The 18,970-nt window shown below is 43.6% G+C and carries 16 protein-coding genes; 7 read left to right on the top strand and 9 right to left on the bottom strand.

The window, feature by feature from the left end; genetic code table 11:
- Positions 1–3 precede the first annotated feature (3 nt).
- The gene (locus AC438_RS10975) at positions 4–582 is read left to right on the top strand and encodes a tRNA-(ms[2]io[6]A)-hydroxylase (RefSeq protein WP_053981304.1); all 579 of its coding nucleotides are present in this window, start codon (positions 4–6) and stop codon (positions 580–582) included.
- An 84-nt stretch (positions 583–666) separates the two neighbouring features.
- Here AC438_RS10975 and purF read toward each other — a convergent pair whose 3' ends face one another.
- The 5 genes from purF to AC438_RS11000 all read right to left on the bottom strand — a co-directional run bounded on the left by purF (position 667) and on the right by AC438_RS11000 (position 5,304).
- Positions 667–2,175 carry an amidophosphoribosyltransferase gene (purF, locus tag AC438_RS10980; protein WP_053981305.1) on the bottom strand — a complete coding sequence of 503 codons (1,509 nt, stop codon included), beginning with the start codon at positions 2,173–2,175 and terminating at the stop codon, positions 667–669.
- 104 nt (positions 2,176–2,279) lie between these two features.
- Positions 2,280–2,816, bottom strand: a complete 537-nt coding sequence (locus AC438_RS10985) for a CvpA family protein (RefSeq protein WP_053981306.1) — start codon at positions 2,814–2,816, stop codon at positions 2,280–2,282.
- A 323-nt stretch (positions 2,817–3,139) separates the two neighbouring features.
- A complete protein-coding gene (locus AC438_RS10990) occupies positions 3,140–4,291 on the bottom strand; it encodes a GGDEF domain-containing protein (protein ID WP_053981307.1) in 1,152 nt (383 codons plus the stop codon).
- Between the two features lie 112 nt (positions 4,292–4,403).
- On the bottom strand, positions 4,404–5,009 hold the full coding sequence (locus tag AC438_RS10995) for a chorismate--pyruvate lyase family protein (RefSeq protein ID WP_053981308.1): 606 nt from the start codon (positions 5,007–5,009) through the stop codon (positions 4,404–4,406).
- 13 nt (positions 5,010–5,022) lie between these two features.
- Positions 5,023–5,304, bottom strand: coding sequence for a TMEM165/GDT1 family protein (locus AC438_RS11000; protein ID WP_053981309.1), 282 nt, complete (start codon positions 5,302–5,304; stop codon positions 5,023–5,025).
- Positions 5,305–5,626: 322 nt separating this feature from the next.
- Here AC438_RS11000 and AC438_RS11005 point away from each other — a divergent pair, with 322 nt between their 5' ends.
- A complete protein-coding gene (locus AC438_RS11005) occupies positions 5,627–6,904 on the top strand; it encodes an aspartate aminotransferase type Ic (RefSeq protein ID WP_053981310.1) in 1,278 nt (425 codons plus the stop codon).
- A gap of 107 nt (positions 6,905–7,011) precedes the next feature.
- On the opposite strand, the gene AC438_RS11010 is transcribed toward AC438_RS11005, so the two are convergent.
- Positions 7,012–7,392, bottom strand: a complete 381-nt coding sequence (locus AC438_RS11010) for a response regulator (RefSeq protein ID WP_053981341.1) — start codon at positions 7,390–7,392, stop codon at positions 7,012–7,014.
- 288 nt (positions 7,393–7,680) lie between these two features.
- Between AC438_RS11010 and AC438_RS11015 the strand changes: the two genes are divergently transcribed.
- From AC438_RS11015 to AC438_RS11025, 3 genes are all read left to right on the top strand, one after another.
- On the top strand, positions 7,681–9,027 hold the full coding sequence (locus tag AC438_RS11015) for an ABC transporter substrate-binding protein (protein ID WP_082354110.1): 1,347 nt from the start codon (positions 7,681–7,683) through the stop codon (positions 9,025–9,027).
- 62 nt (positions 9,028–9,089) lie between these two features.
- Positions 9,090–10,895, top strand: a complete 1,806-nt coding sequence (locus tag AC438_RS11020) for an ATP-binding protein (RefSeq protein ID WP_162230727.1) — start codon at positions 9,090–9,092, stop codon at positions 10,893–10,895.
- A gap of 284 nt (positions 10,896–11,179) precedes the next feature.
- Positions 11,180–12,568 carry a two-component system sensor histidine kinase NtrB gene (locus AC438_RS11025; RefSeq protein WP_053981312.1) on the top strand — a complete coding sequence of 463 codons (1,389 nt, stop codon included), beginning with the start codon at positions 11,180–11,182 and terminating at the stop codon, positions 12,566–12,568.
- 154 nt (positions 12,569–12,722) lie between these two features.
- Here the strand turns inward: AC438_RS11025 and AC438_RS11030 are convergent, their stop codons facing one another.
- On the bottom strand, positions 12,723–14,198 hold the full coding sequence (locus tag AC438_RS11030) for a substrate-binding domain-containing protein (protein ID WP_053981313.1): 1,476 nt from the start codon (positions 14,196–14,198) through the stop codon (positions 12,723–12,725).
- Between the two features lie 172 nt (positions 14,199–14,370).
- Here AC438_RS11030 and AC438_RS11035 point away from each other — a divergent pair, with 172 nt between their 5' ends.
- Both AC438_RS11035 and AC438_RS11040 read left to right on the top strand, forming a co-directional pair.
- Complete coding sequence (locus tag AC438_RS11035; RefSeq protein ID WP_053981314.1) at positions 14,371–15,174, top strand: class I SAM-dependent methyltransferase; 804 nt, start codon at positions 14,371–14,373, stop codon at positions 15,172–15,174.
- Positions 15,175–15,183: 9 nt separating this feature from the next.
- Positions 15,184–15,732, top strand: a complete 549-nt coding sequence (locus AC438_RS11040; protein ID WP_053981315.1) for an RNase H family protein — start codon at positions 15,184–15,186, stop codon at positions 15,730–15,732.
- Here the strand turns inward: AC438_RS11040 and AC438_RS11045 are convergent.
- The gene (locus AC438_RS11045) at positions 15,706–16,599 is read right to left on the bottom strand and encodes a sterol desaturase family protein (protein WP_053981316.1); all 894 of its coding nucleotides are present in this window, start codon (positions 16,597–16,599) and stop codon (positions 15,706–15,708) included. The two genes, AC438_RS11040 and AC438_RS11045, sit on opposite strands and share 27 nt — an antisense overlap.
- A 126-nt stretch (positions 16,600–16,725) precedes the next feature.
- Positions 16,726–18,966, bottom strand: coding sequence for a TonB-dependent receptor family protein (locus AC438_RS11050; protein ID WP_162230728.1), 2,241 nt, complete (start codon positions 18,964–18,966; stop codon positions 16,726–16,728).
- Positions 18,967–18,970: the final 4 nt, after the last annotated feature.

An 18,970-nucleotide genomic window follows, 5' to 3' on the forward strand; every position in this document is an offset into this window, starting at 1 on the left:
TGAATGAAACCCTACGCCTTAAGATACGCCACCCCCAAAGCCTGGGTAGACACCGTGCTCGCCAATTTTGATGATTTTTTAATCGATCACGCTGCCGCCGAAAAAAAAGCCAGCGGCATGGCAACGTCAATGCTCAGTCACTACCCCGATAAAACTGACCTCGTAGAGGCCATGTGCGACCTAGCTCTTGAAGAAATGGTGCACTTTAGAGATGTGGTTAAAATTTTGCACCAACGCGGCCTAATTTTAGCTGCCGACACCAAAGATACCTACATTAACGCTTTCAGAAAGCTTATGCGCAAAGGCACCGACGTATATTTTTTAGACCGCTTACTTATAGGCAGTATTGTAGAGGCGCGAGGCTGTGAGCGCTTTGGGCTAATAGCTGAGGCCTTGCCAGCAGGCGATTTGAAAAAGTTCTATTTAGCCATTACCGAGTCAGAGCGCCGCCACGATGACTTATTTTTAAAGCTCGCATATCAGTATTTTGATACGGATATCATCGAGGCCCGAATGGACACACTACTCGAGGCCGAGGCCGAGATCGTAAAAGCGCTGCCTATTATTGCAGCGCTTCACTAGGGCAACAGCCAAAATGCTTTAACCGTCACCACAAGATATAAGCCTATTCAACACTCATGACATTGAAAGCTAATTTCAGCCATATTATGCGTTTTGAATACCGACCATGGCGTCATCATCGTTACTGTCACCGGTCTGTGCACTATCGTTGCGGGCTTCATCTAAGCGTAACAAATAAGCTTCATCAACGTCACCGGTGACATACTTACCATCAAAGACGGCACAATCAAACTTCGGCACATCAGGGTTACCCTCACCAGAGGCCGCAATTAAATCTTCAAGGTTTTGATAGATTAACCAATCGGCACCAATTTCTTGGCATACTTCATTATCCGTGCGGCCATGAGCAATTAACTCATTAACCGAAGGCATATCAATACCGTAAACATTAGGGTATTTCACGGCAGGCGCAGCAGAGGCAAAATACACTTTGGCAGCACCAGCATCACGCGCCATCTGGATAATTTGCTGGCACGTGGTGCCGCGCACAATCGAATCATCAACCAAGAGTACATTTTTGCCACGGAACTCTAAATCAATCGGGTTAAGCTTTTGACGCACAGACTTTTTACGCAACTTTTGACCCGGCATAATAAACGTACGGCCAATATAACGGTTTTTCACTAATCCTTCGCGAAACTTAACACCCAAGGTATGCGCTAAAGCTTGCCCAGCAACCCGACTAGAGTCAGGAATGGGAATCACCACGTCAATATCATGATCTGGGCGCTGGCTTAATATTTTAGCTGCAAGACGCTCACCTTGACGCAATCGCGCCTTATAAACGGATACGCCGTCCATAATTGAGTCGGGTCGAGCAAAATAAACGTGCTCAAAAATGCATGGTGTCAACTGGGTGTTTTCGGCACACTGCTGCTTATGAAGCTCGCCATCTGTTGTGATATAAATAGCTTCACCAGGTTGCACATCGCCAATTAATTTAAAGCCTAAGACATCAAGCGCAACACTTTCTGAAGCAATCATGTATTCCTGACCTTTGGCAGAATCACGCACCCCGTATACCAAAGGCCGGATACCGTGCGGGTCACGAAACGCTAGCACGCCGTAATTCGACAGCAATGCAACAACAGCGTAACCGCCACGCGCGCGGTTATTAACACCAGCAACGGCTTTAAATATATCTTCTGGGGTGGGACGTAATTTGCCTTGCTCTTGAATTTCGTGTGCGAGTACATTCAGTAGCACTTCAGAGTCAGAGTCGGTGTTAATATGACGCAAATCAGATAAAAAGAGATCTTTGCGCAATTGCTCGGTATTCGTAAGGTTGCCGTTATGCGCTAGCGCAATTCCGTAGGGCGAATTGACATAAAACGGCTGAGCTAACGCTGGGCCAGTGCTGCCTGCCGTTGGGTAACGCACATGACCGATCCCCATATTACCTTCTAGACGGCGCATATGACGAGTACGAAAAACATCTTTAACTAAACCAACAGCCTTTTGCTGAGCAAGTTTACCATTATGACACGTCATAATGCCTGCAGCATCCTGGCCACGATGCTGCAACATGGTTAGCGCATCGTATAGCGCTACGTTCACATTGCTTTTACCCACAATCCCAGCGATGCCACACATAATTTTACCTCAAAGTTACTCAAGCTTGCTTTAGTCAACCGCGCCAAAATGCGCTGCCACTAAAAATTGATTATTTAAAAGGCCTATTAACACGCCTTTAACGTTTATACATACTTTTTAACGAAAGCACCCAATGGCTGAGCACTTGCAAATACATTGGTCGCCGTATCAGCAAAAGCGGAAAACAACTCGCGCGCCCAAGATTCAAACTGTAATAAATAACCGACCAACAGTGACTGCTGCCACCAAGTGTCTTGATCAACCGGCACAATAGCCGGTAAAAATACAATAATAAGCATAGTGATAATAAAACCACGCACTACGCCAAAAAGTACACCGAGTAAGCGGTCTGTACCGGAAAGCCCCGTCATTTTAACGAGTGCTCCCACTAAATAATTTGCCATTGCGCCTACAATTAAAGTGAGGACAAACAATGTAGCAAAAGCCGCCAATTCACGTAGTGATGGCGTTTGAATGACATTAGACAGTAATGTAGCGAGCTGTGGGCTAAACGTTTTGGCAATAACAACAGCCGCAACCCAAACGACCAAAGAAAAAGCTTCCTTCACAAAACCGCGAATCAGCCCAATGCCCGAAGACACAGCTAAAATAGCAATAATTGCCCAATCGGCCCAATTCATAATGCACTGTTCACGCTAAGAGATTCACGAAAGAAGTAGCTCGAAAGATTAAGAGGCGCGATTCTACCAGACCAAAGCCCAAGCGCAAACGAATGAAGGATAAGTTCTCATATTTTTGGTGCAGCGCGGCAGTAAACCAAAAATTTCACAGCCTGTATTAAGCACACAAGTCACTCAAAAAAGACACACCCCATAAAAGACCGCATAGATAGCGCGCCCCCTAACAACATAATATTCGTCAAGGCTATGTGTACTCTGCCTAAGTCTCATTGAGATCGTCCAGCTATCTATCACTGTGATGATGTCAGTCTCGGCCCGCCTTATCAGACAGCACCAAATAGCTGCACATTGTTACGCCCTGCCTCTTTTGCCAAATACACCCCTTGATCAGCCTGATCGATCAACTGTGTGGCAGGGCTTGCAACGCGCGGCACCATAGCGCTTACACCTATACTTGCTGTTATTTTTATACAGCGCTCATCAAAACAAAAATCTTTTAGCTCAAATTGCTTGCGAATGGACTCAGCTATTCGCTTAGCCATATCAGGTGTAGTGCGCGGTAAAAGCACAGCAAATTCCTCACCACCATAGCGCGCGACAATATCGTTACCCGACTGCACTGCACCATTAATAATAGCAGCTGCTTGCATTAAACATTCATCGCCGGCCATGTGACCGTAGGTGTCATTAATTTTTTTAAAAAAGTCAATATCGATAAAAAGTAGCGCCAACCACGTGCCCTCTTCGGCACCCTGCTGCCATTCACGCATCAGCGCCTCGTCAAAATAGCGCCGATTAAAAACCTTTGTGAGCCCATCAGTCCTGTTTTGCCGCTGCAGCTCTGTATGCTCTTGCTCAAAGCTACTGTCTTTTGTAAAACCACTGCTGTATTCAAAATGAAAGCGCTGCAAAATCATTAAACAATAAAACCAATAGACTAAAACCGCTAACCCCAAACTAATGTGCTCTTTACTAGTAAAACAAGCAAATACAGCAGGCAAAAGCAATACCGATACATGGCTTTGCGCCACCCAGCGACTCGGGGCACAGTGACTCAACCCAGCACCGGCTAAGCCTGCTGTTGCGAGTGTCATCGGTAAAAAAATAACATCGAAGGTTTGCTCAAAAAAGCACGCCGTAAAAAGGGCGCTCCAAATCGCGGCATTGGCAAACATTAAGGTGTAAAAAAAGAATCGCCAAGTCATAGCCGACATGTCGTAAAGCCTAGCTTGCACAGCGGCAAATCCAAGCTGAGCAATAGAGATAACGCAAAAACCTATCATCGCCATGCGAGTAATATAAGGCGCCAGTTCATAAAAGCCAGATAGCCATGCAATACCAGCCCACAAAACAGCAAATGCAGGCAGCATCGACAAAGAGCGGCGATAAATATCTGAATCGGTTCGTCGCGCTATATTAATGGGCGTAACGCCTGCAGCACCTACAGGTGCAACAGGGCTCTGGGCCTTCACCATATAAATCGCCTAGCTAAATGAGTTGTTAGCAATAAGTATTAAAAGATCTTACTGCGTCAATAACCCTTTTAGCTTAGCTCATCAAGAGTGCGTTAAAGCTATTAGTTTTCATTTAAACAAATGCCTTTAGATTAAATTCTTCCTTTATTTCCATTAAAATACGACCTTTGTAATAAAGATGATACACGCGCCAAACGCTGGTCGGTGGTGCTGGAGCTTTGGGCTGCTGCCCCAACGATACAATGCGCCGGTATGTCTCCAACCCCAGCATGCGAATAATTTCACCAATACCGAGCTCACCCGCCAACAGCCCTTGGCGCACAGCATTGGGCAAAATAGAAAAGCACACAATCGATGACGCCTCAACATAGCGCTTTTGACTATGCCTCCCTTCTAAATACACATCTCTAGACCACAGCTCATCACCGGCCCGCCAAATGCTCTCACTCGTGCAACCCTCAGGATCCTGTATTTTCTCTATTTCTATCTCCGGACCTGACTCATCTGTACTTTGCAATGTACGCTGGCGCTCTAAGCACTGCTGCTTAAGGCAGCGCACACGAATAGGCTCCCAGAAATACGACTCTAAACTTTTGGTGACTGTGCCATCGGTCGCTAAAAGCACTCGAATAATGGCAGGCAACGCCAACCAGTTAAGCCCTATGAGCTCTGGCATATATCCTGACGAGCAAAAGAGCTCATTGCTATTCACCTTCATAAACACTCAGCTTTCATAAGGACATCGCTTTATGCAGTGTCAGCGCACCAATGGCAATAAAGGCAATACCGGCAGCCATAGTCATCCATTTAGGGTTAAGCCAGCTGGCCAGTAACTGCCCAGCAATCACACCAATCCCCGCTGCCAGCACCAACCCTAAACTAGCGCCAACAAAAACCAACCAAGGATTCACGTCTTTACCTGCAGCAAAAGCCATCGTTGCAAACTGCGTTTTATCCCCAAGCTCGGCCAAAAATACAGTCACCACAACCGTAAAAAACACTTTTACATCCACCGATCTTCCTCTACTATTTTTATTCAATGGTCACAATCAAACGCTTCACTCGCAAGGTTTAAGCCAAGACTATGACGCCTATTGTGGGTATTAAGATTTCGCCCTAACTACAGAATAACTACAGAAATAACTATAGAGATAACTACAACGACACCCAACAATCACAATATTTGATCAACATTTATAAATATTGCGCAAAAAATTGAGCAATCACTGTATAGTATTGCTCGTTTTATCCAGCCAGCGCCAGCATAAACTATGCCTGACTTTGGCTGCAGACTCTACCTTCGTTTATTTGCACTTTTTGCTAGAGGATTCTATTTTGCAACTTGCCAACGCCTCCCGTGAACAACTCCAACAATGGGAACAAGCACTCAGTACTGAGTACACCGCCATTAAAGCGCAAGGCTTAAACCTCGACCTGACTCGCGGTAAACCCTCTGCCGAGCAACTATCACTTTCTGACGCGCTCGATGGTATTTTGCAGCATAACTACATTACCGACTCTGGCGTAGATACCCGTAACTATGGCGGGTTAGAGGGTACGCCTGAAGCACGCATGCTCGGCGAACAATTGCTCAATACGCCATTTAATCAAATTATGGCAAGCGGCAACAGCAGCCTAACACTCATGTATCAACTCATGACGAGCGCGTACTTTTTTGGCCTTGATGGCCCAGATAGCGCTTGGCAAAAAGAAGGTGCGGTCAAATTTTTGTGCCCCGTCCCGGGTTACGATCGTCACTTTTCTATCTGCGAGCAGCTTGGCATTGAGATGATTAACGTTCCCATGACCAGCAACGGTCCCGATATGGACGCCGTAGAAGCACTCATCAAAGCCGATAGCAGCATTAAAGGTATGTGGTGTGTACCCAAATACTCCAATCCAACGGGCGTCATTTATAGCAGTGAAACCGTTACGCGCATCGCGGCACTCGGTAAAACAGCTGGCAAAGGGTTTCGTGTATTTTGGGATAATGCCTACGCTATTCACGACTTATCGAGTGCGCCCACCCCCCTTGCCAGCATTTGGGAGGCCGCTCAAGCCGCCGGCACTCAAGATAGCATACTGCAGTTTGCATCAACCTCTAAAATTACGCATGCAGGCGCCGGTGTTGCCTTTTTTGCTGCTAGCAACAACAACCTCAATGGCTTTAAGAAAGTGCTAGGCATACAGACCATTGGGCCCGATAAAATTAATCAATTGCGCCACAGTAAGTTCTTTGCCGTACCGGGCAGCCTAACCGCGCACATGCAAAAGCATGCCGAAATCATTAAACCACGCTTTGAGTCTGTACTTAAACATCTAGAAGAAGCTTTTGGCGATAATGACCTAGGGCAATGGGAGTCAGCTGATGGCGGTTACTTTATTTCATTTGATACCCAAGAGGGCTTAGCACAACACGTTGTTGCACTTGCTGGTGATGCAGGCGTTAAATTAACACCTGCAGGTGCCACCTTCCCGTACGGTAAAGATCCTAAAAATAGCAATATTCGTATTGCCCCTACCGTCCCCACAGTCGAGCAAGTTGATGCTGCTATGAAGGTGTTTGTAGTATGTGTCAAATTAGCTGCCGTACAAAAAGCACTGTCTGCGTAACACTATAAGCACTAAAAGGGGCGCTTTCATTCATCAGAGCGCCCCTTTTTTATTTTATTGAAAGCCACAAATCGCCATCGCCACTACAATTGGCCCGTTATTCTTCTCTAAACAGCTTGCGCTATCATTTCCTCTAGCCTGCTTAACAATAGACTTTCGTCAATAGGCTTGGTTACAATGCAGTCAGCTCCGCTGGCCAAAATCGCATCGCGCTCATTTAAAATAGCATGCGCAGTTAGGGCAATAACAGGCAGGTGCTTTTGCTGCTCGTTTGCACGAATTAACTGAATAGCTTGCTTCCCATCCATCCCCGGTAACGATATATCCATAAGTACCAGCTTATAAGGGTTTTTATCCAATAAAGCTAAACCCTCCTCTGCCGTTTGCGCCGTGGTGACGCAATACCCTGCATCTTCTAGCATCCAAGTGGCCAAATCTGCGTTATCAGCATTGTCTTCAATCATTAATATACACTGAGCATCAACCATAATTGCACCTTTGGCGACAATATTCACCTATTTAGCATAGGCCACAGTATTCGAAGCCACCACTTTAAATACCGACCAACAACCTAATAATTGCCGCCACTATTCGGCCAAGCTGACAAACACCATCTAATAAGGTGCTGATGGATTGTTTTCTGGGCATTTAAAGAGTGACTAATTGCCCAGCTACCTGTACTTGCGCTTAGTAAACCCTCAAAAGATAACCTAAGCTTAATCATTAATGACATGTGATCACACTGATACCATAAAGACTGAGGCAGCACAATTTCTATGGCACCTGCAAACCCACACTTATCGAAGACCGAATGCGGTACCGTACCCAAGTCACCCGCTTCCCGCCAAGCTCAATGCGCTGCCCACTTCTCACGAAGGCGCTTCATTACAGAGCCTGCACGTGCAGGGGCAGCCATTGCCGTTGCTAGCAAGGCGCCTTACGTGTTTGCCCGCAAACCTATCAAGCTGCGCATATTGGGCACCCATGTCACTCTACAAGAAAAATTGCGTCAACAAGCAATGAAAGACTTAGGCTTTGAGATTATCTTTGAACCCAAAGGCAGTGCCGCAGTATTACAAAAAGCCTCGATGTATCCAGAGTCTTTCGATTTATACGAGCAATGGTCCAACAGTATTAACGTTCTATGGAACTCAGGCTCAATTAAAGCGATTCAAAAAGAGCGCATCACGCATTGGTCCGAGATCAACCCTTTAAGTAAAACCGGCCGCGTCACCGCACACGCTAAAATGGGAGCAGGTGATGCACCACATAAAATTTTACACATTCAAAATGATGGTTCACTGGGTACCAAGCCCTCTTCTCAGGTCAGTTTTTTGCCCTATGTGCACAACGTCGACTCCTTTGGCTACAACACCGCTGTTATTTCCAAAGGCAAAGCCTACAAAACAGAGAGCTGGGGCTGGCTGCTCGATGATCAATATCGCGGTAAAGTTGCCGTTGTCAACGCACCAACCATTGGGTTATTTGATATGGCGCTTGCCGCACAAGCCCAAGGACTCATGCAATTTAACGATATTGGCAACATGAGCGAAAACGAGTTAGATGTCTTATTTGCTCTTTTAGATGAGAAAAAACAGCAGGGGCATTTTAACGGCTTTTGGACATCGGTACCCGAAAGTATTAAATTCATGAAGAGTGGCCGCGTGGTTATTGAGAGTATGTTTTCTCCTGCTGTCTCATCACTTAACGGGCAGAATATTCCCGTTGCTTACGCGGCTCCCAAAGAAGGGTATCGCGGATGGCACGGTGTGATGTGCTTATCTTCTGCCACAACCGGATACCAAGAAGATGCTGCCTATGACTACATGAACTGGTGGCTGTCGGGCTGGCCAGGGGCATTTATTGCACGCCAAGGTTATTATATTTCAAATGCTGAGCGTTCTCGCGAATTACTCTCTCCCGCTGAATGGGACTACTGGTATGCAGGTCAAGCCGCGACCTCAGCACTTAAAGGCCCCGACGGAAAGGTCTCGGTACAACCCGGCAATACCCGTAGTGGTGGTAGCTATGAAACGCGCTTTAGTAATGTCGCCGTATGGAATAGTGTGATGCCAAGCTATGACTACAGTTTACAAAAATGGTATGAGTTTATTAGCTTGTGATTTTTGTTAAGGCATTTATCCTAAAAGCCTCCATTAAATTACAATTATTAATGGCTTACATCATGCTTACCCTACCGCTTTTGCTGTTAGGGTTTTCGAGCTATTCCACTCACAAAGATTTTAACCAAGCCACTGTCAACGCAAACGCCCAAGCTAACATACTCATGCTAACAACATTATTACAGCATGATGTCATCGACCTTCAGCGCAATGCTTTTATTTATAAAGATTCAGCCAGCCACAGTGCCGCTAAAAAAATTACTGCACTACATATACGACTCGATACCACTTTAAAAAAATTACAAGCTATAGAATCTCTACATAGTCACCATGAAAATCTAAACAGTATGAAAAACCATTTAAACGACTATAAAATCAATTTTAATACAGTAGTCGACAATAGAACTCGACTCGAGGTTCTCGTCAAAAAATACATTAGTAACACCCCAGAAGCACTCGCACTGAAAATACAGGCACTATCACTATCCGCATCCCAAAAACAAACCATCAAAAATCTTCTAGAACAAGCGCAGAGCCACTCACTCTCTTATCTATTGAATAACTATCAAACACATCTTACCCATTTTAAAAAAAACATCAGTGAAGCGATAAAAATATTAAAAATAAACAACCAAAAGACAATACTTATCGACCAAATAAATAGCCATCAAAAAGATTTCTTAAATATTGTTAACTTAAAAAGAAACTACACATATCTTATTAGTGTTGTCATGGCGGGATCCGCCAGAGAGATCTTGTATTTTTCAGACACATTATCTGAGTTATCTAAAAAAACCTCGAAATCACAACAAAAAAGAACAACAGATAAAGTCAACAATCAAAAAAATATTATATTTTACGCTGTAACTTTTGGTATTTTTATGGCTTTAATAACACCTTTATACTTCTTCTGGCTCATCATTAAGCCTATACAAAAAATAACACATGTACTCACAGAGTTGAGCAAAGGAAAAGATATCGAGCGTATTCCTGGCCTAGAGCGTGGCGATGAGATTGGCTTACTAGCCAAGTCAGCCGATATTTTTAAAGCCAAAAATGAACAAACGACAGATTTGCTACAGCAAGCTGAAAACTCAATTACTGTACAACAAAAATTAAATAAAGAGCTATCAGAAGCTAAGCATCAAGCTGAAAAATCTCTATCGGTAAAATCAGATTTTTTAGCCAATATGTCTCATGAATTGAGAACACCACTCAATTCTGTCATTGGCTATACCGTACGGTTACTTAAGAAAACTGATGATTTTAACACTCGCCAAATCTCATCACTTAATGCCATTGAGCGCAATGGCAAGCATTTGCTCGCCATGATCAATGATATTCTTGATCTAAGTAAAATCGAAGCCGATAAGCTCGAATTACGTTTTGAAAATTTTGTATTGCACAATCTTTGCGAAAACGTCATAGACCAACTACAAGCGAGTTATGAAGCTAAAAACCTTGAGTTTATCTTTGAGTTTTCACCCCCTAAGGATTTCATAGTAACTTCAGACCCTATTCGCTTAAGTCAAGTACTTATCAATTTAATTTCCAATGCTATTAAATATACTGAGCAGGGCTGGGTAAAACTATCCATTAGCCAACCCGACAGTCAATATATAAAATTTATTATTTCTGATAGCGGCATCGGTATAAAAAAAGAAGACATGCACCGGTTATTTAAGCGCTTTGAGCAATTAGATAGCGACACGCGCTTTCACATTGGCCATGGCACAGGCTTAGGCCTTGCGATTGTCGATAATGTTAGCCGCTTACTCGGTGCGAGTGTATCGGCCAGCAGCGAATATAATCAAGGCAGTAGCTTTACCGTCATACTGCCGATTACACACCTAGCGTCAAGCACCTAGCATGTAATACACACAACAATCCATCTCATACTGCACCAAGCCAATTATTACCAAAATGTCTACCTACGAGCATGCAGCCCAACCCGCAAGCTACATCCATCAACGAACGGTACTAAGCGATCACCGGGCTAACGAGCCAACATCACAGATATTACACAGAATATGCTGTTATCTCAAAACTTCCTCCAACAGCTGCTATAACCCTGTTAAAATCAAAGTATGAGCCTTTCAAGGCTAAATCAACACAAGTAAGGCTAAACGCCACTGATGAATAAGTGACCACAATGATAAAATTTGCAACCCACCTAACCCTACTTTCACTTAGTACAGCCCTTATCAGTTCTTATGCCTATGCCGAGGTTTTTTCGCCTTTTAAAGACAGCGATGGTAATACCAAGTGGCAATACGTTGCCAATTTTTCCAGTAGCGTACTGATACTAACACTACTGGTTGTCTCTATTTTTTTGTTTATTGCTCACCGCAGAGCGGCACGCTCTAATCGGGAGCTCATTGAGATTAAAGCCGATCTAGAAGACCGCGTAAGCCGGCGCACGGCAAGCTTAGAAAGCACAACCTTGCAACTAGCCAACCGTGAAGCCTATATAAAAAGTATTGTCGATTCGATGCCGATCATGCTAATTGGATTAAACAAAAATATGGAAATCACACAATGGAACCATGTGGCCGAAGCCATCACCGGCAGACCCTTTGATACGATCGCAGGCATGAACCTATGGGAAGCTTACCCAACAATCACCCTAACCCAAGAGCAGGTTGAAGGTGTTTTAGACAGCAAAAAAACTACAACTATTAAGCATGGGCAACGCGATCAATACTATTTTGATATCACATTGTATGCACTCACTGAACAAGAAGAGACCGGTATCGTTATTTTAGTTGACGATATTACCAAGCAAATGAAAGCTGAAAATAAGTTAGTCGAACGCAATAAAATGTCAGCGATGGGCGAACTGGCCTCAGCAATGGCCCATGACATCAATGTTCCCCTGCAAAGCATCACTCACTCGCTATCTATCATTCAACAGCAAACAAACCAAATTCCAGAAGCACAAAAACAGCTCATTACACCCATCTTAAATAAAGCCCAAAAGAGTGGAGTTCAAGCAACAGCGACAGTGCAGAATTTATTGGACTTTTCGGCAAGCCATCAAGGTAAGAAACAAAGTACCCATATTGCACAAATACTCGATCACAGCATTGAACTAGCCAACTCGCTTTATGCTCAACCCAACGGCCTTAGTTTTCACGGTATTGCTTTAAATAGAAATTATGCTGACGACGTCCCGAGCGTACCTTGCTATGCCTCTGAAATGCAGCAGGTATTTCTGCGTTTATTTCGACACGCTTTTTATGCACTTTGCGAACAAGCCAACGGAACAGGTTTTGTGCCTGTCATCAATGTAGAAGTTGGTAATTTTTACGATAGTGTATGGATAAAAATCCAACATAATGGTAGTGCACTGTCTGCTGAAGAACAACAAGATATCTTTGAACCGTTTTTTTACAACACCACTAATGCCCGTGGTTGCGCTGTAGAGCAGCGACTATCTTATTCGCACTTTATTATTACCGATCACCACAAAGGGCAAATCGCCGTTACTTCAGAGCACGCCGGTGAAACTACCTTTCACATTCAACTGCCGCTAAAATAATAGCCCGTCAAGCATAAATTACATACTGTAAAATAAAAAAGAGTGTCGATAATACCAATAACGACTTGCCCCACAAGCATCTGGGGTAGTCGTTATATGAATTGGCTTGTTCACCAAGGCAAATATTACAAAGGCATATATTGTGTAACGCTAGCTATTGGGTAGCGATAACCGGGGCAATCGATCTTAATATCTTCGCGGTAAGATCTCCCTTTCGAACCTTTTCAACCGCTGCTGCTGCGGTACTTGGATATATCCACACCTCAACTCTTTCATTTTTCACTGACGAGCTGCCTGTAGCGTCAGCAACACGTAATGTATCACCAAAACCCATGACAGAATCAGTTCTTATATCATAGCGATATAGTGCAGATTTCACCGCAGTAGCTCGTAGGCGTGATAAAACTTGTGCTCGCTTTTCTGTAGACTCTACATTACTAAAACCAACTAGCTGTATATTCATATTTTTATTCGCATACATCTTCATAAAGCGAGCCAGACGCTGTACATCTTGCAAGGCTTTATTATCTAAATCGGCACGCCCCGATTGAAACCTAAAATTCAATGATAGACGCCTTGCATATTTAGATAGCGCCTGATACTGAGCAGGGCCTGTCGCAAGCTCAACGGTTAAACTTTTAGGGTTTTGTGAAATAAAGCCGATTTCTTCGACTATTTTTTGCCCATCCAAATCTTGAGCAAAGTGAATAAATTCAGTCACTAAAGGCTTATTACCACTTTGTCCGGTGTACATATAAAGTCGACGCGATAAAGGGTAATCTTCTGTTGCAACATACATAATTTCAGGTTTAAGCGCCGTTGTATTACCCTCACTCACAGCTAAAGCTTTCGCTTGTCGTACAGACGCTAAACCGACAAAACCAATACCATCAATATCACTCGCGACACGATCAGATAATTCATCATTTGACTCAAAGCGCTTAGCCGTTGGTATTAATGCCAATTGCTTGCCTAATACTAAATTCTTAAATGTATCATAAGTACCTGACTGGTCATCACGCGCATAAACGTTAATGGTCCTGTTAGGTCCACCCAGAATCTCCCAGTTTGTAATTTGACCACTGAATATTTGCCCAATGACGTTAACCGGCAGCTTAGCTAGCTCATTGTTTGGATGAATAATAACAGCCAACCCGTCAATCGCAACAACATGCTCAGACTGAGCACTTCGCATATCGCCCAAATTGTTAAGCGCAGAGACCTCCTTATCTTTAATGCTCCGAGACGACAGTGCAATATCAGCCATATTGGTTTTTAACCCCTGAAAACCAGTACTTGAACCATGAGCGTTGACATCAATAAAGACCGCTCGTGCGCCATTACGCCCCTTAATACGGTATTCATTTAATTGAGGCAATGCTTCAACCATAATACCCTTCGCCCCTTTTGCCTCTAAAAAGCTTTTAGCCCAGGCCGGTGCCAAGCGAGCACCAATGGTATTAGAGCCTTGCAGGGTAAAAAGTCGTCCTTCGTCTGCACTGTCAAAAGGTGTAACCTGCGCAGCATTTGCAAAAGTAAAAGACAATAGTAAAATGCAAGCTAATAAATATTTACTCAAAAAGTTAACCCTCTGAGATTTAAATAATACAAAAGCAGCAATATGCCGCATAATCTTCTCCTTACCACTTTGCGCACACCCTAATTTTATTGTGTGACAAAAACATGACCAAACAAAGAATAATAAAAAGTTCACATAGGCATGCAATACTACTTGCGCTACGTCTATTCCTACTAAAAATCGTTACCTTTTGTAACTAAAGCGGACATTGTAGCAGGCATATATGGATACACTAGAAATTATTTGCTCTGATGATGCTTACAGCACACAAGCTCAAAAAATAGCCCATAAGATGGGTGTCCATTTAAATCAAAAAATCGCAAAGTCTATTTATCGATTAGAGTGGTCTCACGCCGGTGCCCACCTTCAGATACTTAATCAAGGTAACCAAAAGCCCATTAGCGTTAATTTTCATACAGGTAGTGCCGACCACAGACGAAAATTTGGCGGTGGCAAAGGCCAAATGATCGCCAAAGCCGTAGGCGTCAGCGCACACATAAAACCTCGCATTCTCGACGCCACTGCTGGTTTAGGTGGTGATGCGTTTGTGCTCGCAACACTTGGGTGTCATATACAGCTACAAGAACGCTCACCCATTGCACATGCACTGCTTGCCGACGGCCTAGTACGCGCTGCCCAGTTTGCCGAGCGCACTCAAGATAACGCCCTTGCCAATATCATTCAACGCATGCAATTGAGCCATGCAGATAGTATTGAAAAACCTATAGAGGGTATTGATGTCATTTACTTAGATCCCATGTTCCCAACGCGTAAAAAAAGCGCTGCGGTGAATAAAAGCATGCGCGCCTTTCATGACCTTATTGGTCATGATGATGACTCCGATCAGCTTTTAACCTACGCACTCAATCAAGATGTGTGTCGCATTGTTGTCAAGCGGCCGCGCATAGCGCCTCACTTGGCCGACAAAGCACCTAGCTATAGCCTAGAAGGCAAGTCTTCTCGTTTTGATATCTATGCATTAAAAAAGCTACAGGCGGTCAGCAGTGCACATACGCAGACGACATAACACCGACTTATGAATGACCTGCCAGCTAGTCGCTACACCTTATTAATTGACGGCAGCGTAAATCCTCAAAATGGTATTGGGTATGGCGCTTTCTTGCTATTAACAGAAGAGGCCCTAGCCACCGCGACACCACAAGCATGCAGCTCGATAAATGAGCAAATCAAAACACAGCGCTTCAATCAAACATCATCCACTCATCTTGAACTTGAAACGTTGCTATGGGCTTTGAATACGATACCACGCTGCACTCAACTGACTATTTATACCGATTGCCAAAATATTATTAAGCTCCCCCAAAGGCAGCAACGCTTAGAGTCAGTAAATTACATGAATAAACAAGGTCAGCAACTACCACTTGCGCATTTATACATACAATTTTATCAGCATTACAATTTATTAAAGTTTGCACTAAAAAAACTTAAAGGCCACAAGCCTCATCGTGAAAGAACAACGATAGACTTGCTATTTTCGCTGGTTGATCAAAAGGCTCGTGCCAGCTGTCGCCAACTTAAGGGGGGGCACGCAAGGCCACTACCCCCTACCCAGGCCAAACTTTAACACCTCAAACTTCCCCGAAGCTCTCCATGAACCAAATAGGCGATCCCATAACGCTAAAATAGAGCCGTAATTTTGGTTAAAATGAATGGGGTTTGTACTGTGATGAATTTGATGTTGCGCAGGGCTTATAAACCAGCGCTCAAATACACCAAAACTTAACCAAATATGACTATGGCGTAAGTTAGCCGCCGCCAAATTAAACAGAAAACCTATGGCATCAACACCTAAAATTTGCCAGCCTTTTACATTACTGCCCCACATATAAATAAAACATCCACTCACCACACCAAACACTAATGTGCCACGCAGGTAATACAATGTCATTTCTACGGGGTGCACGCGATATAAAGTAAAGGGGGTTAGCACGGTGGCACTGTGATGGATTTTATGAAAACGCCACAAAAAGGGCACCCGATGCATCAGTCGATGTAAACCATAACGACTAGCATCCTCTACAACTAAAAATACACAGGTATACAACACCACCAGCACAGGCATCGCCAAAGTCATAGGTGTATCTATGATGCCAAAATGACCATACAAAAAGCGTACAACAAGTAAGGTGCAGGCGAGGTGACCACCAGCAAGTGGTATTACAAGCAGCAGTTTAATTAAGCTATTAACAAACCAATAAAAAAAATCGACGCCAGATGACGATGAAAAAAGGTAATGGCGAGAAAATAATTGACGCATCCACACAACCGGCAAAAACTGTTTTTTTTGCATAACAAAAACAGTCAAAGCCAGTAAAATAGACACTACTAGAAAAAGCCAATATATGCGCCGAGAAGGATCAAGGCTGGCAACCAAAGGGGTTGTCAGCACTTGCAAAAACGTATTCCAGCTATCGTGCATTAACTGCTGCATAAGCGATCAACCACTTAAATCATTAACAACTAAAAAACAGCGATAACAGATCAACCGTACACACTATTTAAGTTAATAAACAACCATTAAAATTAATAACCAGCCATTAAAACTGATGTACACCCGTTAAAATTGATAGGTAACGCCAGCCTTTACCGTAAAGGGTTGATTAGGTCTAGCGCCAAAAGGTCTGCGCGAAACAATAACCTGCTTATCAAAAATATTTTCTACAGCCAATAAAATATCCCAATTATCATCAGGCATATAATGCGCAGCAACATTTAAAGTCGTGTAAGACGGTGTGAATTCACCGGCCTTATAATCGCCTTGATCGGGTAACTCACGCATTTTACCGGTAAATTTAGCTTCTGTTTTGAGGCTCCATGTATCGGCATCTAAGCCCACGGCCAACTTGGCTTGATGGTTCGGTGTATAGGGTAGTTCATCACCCTCTATTACCGTACCCCACTGCGAGAAACCCGAAACAAAACTATTGCCAAAAGTTGCGTCAGTGTAGGTATAGACTAACGATATCGGTAAATCTAACGATGTATTTAATGCAATATTAAAATCAGAGGTGAATTCAAAACCTAAAATATCAGCTTCACCACCATCAAATTCAGCGCCCGATTCACAGCCACTATCTGACACGCGACAGCGCCCAATTAAATTACTATAATCACTATAAAAACCGATAACATCTGCAGTCAAATCACCCCGTGAAAAGCGAAGACCGTATTCATAATTGATACTTTTTTCTGGCTCTGCCCCTGATCCAGCTACAGCTGGAGAAAAGCCTTTATTGACACCCGCCAACAAACCTACACTGTCATAGAGCTGATAAAAAACACCCACACCAGGTATAAATACTGTATCGCTACGCTTTTTAATTGCATCATTTTTTTGTTCGGCGAAAGCTTGATAATCGGTCACTTGGGCATCGATATCTTCGACTCTGAGACCGGCTGTTACCTTTAGTTTATTCCACTCCAACTCATGGCTGGCATATAACGCTATAGCATCAGCTTCTGACTTGTTGAGTGTTTTATTCTCACGCTCAACACCATCATAAACTAATTGCCCATCAATCATATTATATGCTTTAGGGCTATGATCGCGCTCAACATAATCACGGTGATAACGCACCCCAAAAGTTGTTGTATTTTCGATAGTGTTGAATTGCCAGTTATAATCGCCTGTAACTTCTAGCCCCTCAGAGCCATACTCACGAGCATTATTGGTGACATCTATCTTTTCGTACTCTTGACGGCTGTTAACTTCACCCCGCAAAATTCCCATTTCGACCGGATAACTGTGCGCAGCGGCAAAAACATCTTGAATATCTGTCGCGCAATCAGCTAAATCACCGCAACCTTCTGGTGGCTCCCAAAAACCATCAAATTTATCCCATGAGCGAGTAAATCGATGATTATAAGCTCGTGTATTCATTGTTAAATTCGAAGTTAAGTCTATTGCATGAATCACATGAACTTGCTTGTGCTCAGAGGTAAAGGCATCATTTGCGCTGGCGGCATAGCGCTGCACAGCATTTTCTGCAAAGTCAGCATCACTTAAGCCCAAATACGTTTCATCGCTGTCTTCATCAGCATAACCTAATTTAATGATTAGGGTTTGAGGGTACTGACTAATCTCATTTTTCCATTGCAACTTGGCATTAATATCATTGCGCACAAAACCAGTGTCTTGTTGATTTAATTCTTTAAAACCATCGGCACTGTAACGCAGAGCATCCAACCAATAACCCCATTCATGACCGTTATCTCCCTCGATGGTGTCACCATAAAATCCACGGTATTTTTGATAATTATCAGTTCCAAAAGTTGCCGATAGCTCACCCAAGGTGTTACTAGGCACCGCACGCGTCGCCATATTTAAAGCGCCACCTACAGTATGTGGGCCATAATGAATCGATGCTGGCCCCTTAAATACTTCAACGGCATCCATTCTATTAACATTAGGAATATAGTAAGCCGCAGGGGCAGCATAAGGTGATGGAGCAATTAAAATACCATCTTCCATTAATGTGATTTTTTGACTGCGATCAGCTGTTGCGCCGCGAATACCAATATTTGGGCGCAGCCCATAGCCATCTTCAAAACGAATATAAACTCCTGGCACTTGACCCAACACATCATTCAAGTCAGTGCTATCAAACTCTTTAATTGCATCGGCATCAATGAAAGTAGCACTGCCGGGCATAGTGCGAATGGCATCAGCACCACCTGTCACATACACTTCTTCAATAGGGGGAGTCGCTGAGTTTTTGCTATGATCGGCCCACACATTGAACGTTACGCCTTGTGTCGCTATCAAAGCAATAACGACCGATATTTTTTTATGTCTCATGATA

Origin of the sequence: Marinagarivorans algicola (genome assembly GCF_001292705.1) — a bacterium.
Taxonomy (GTDB): Bacteria; Pseudomonadota; Gammaproteobacteria; order Pseudomonadales; family Cellvibrionaceae; genus Marinagarivorans; species Marinagarivorans algicola.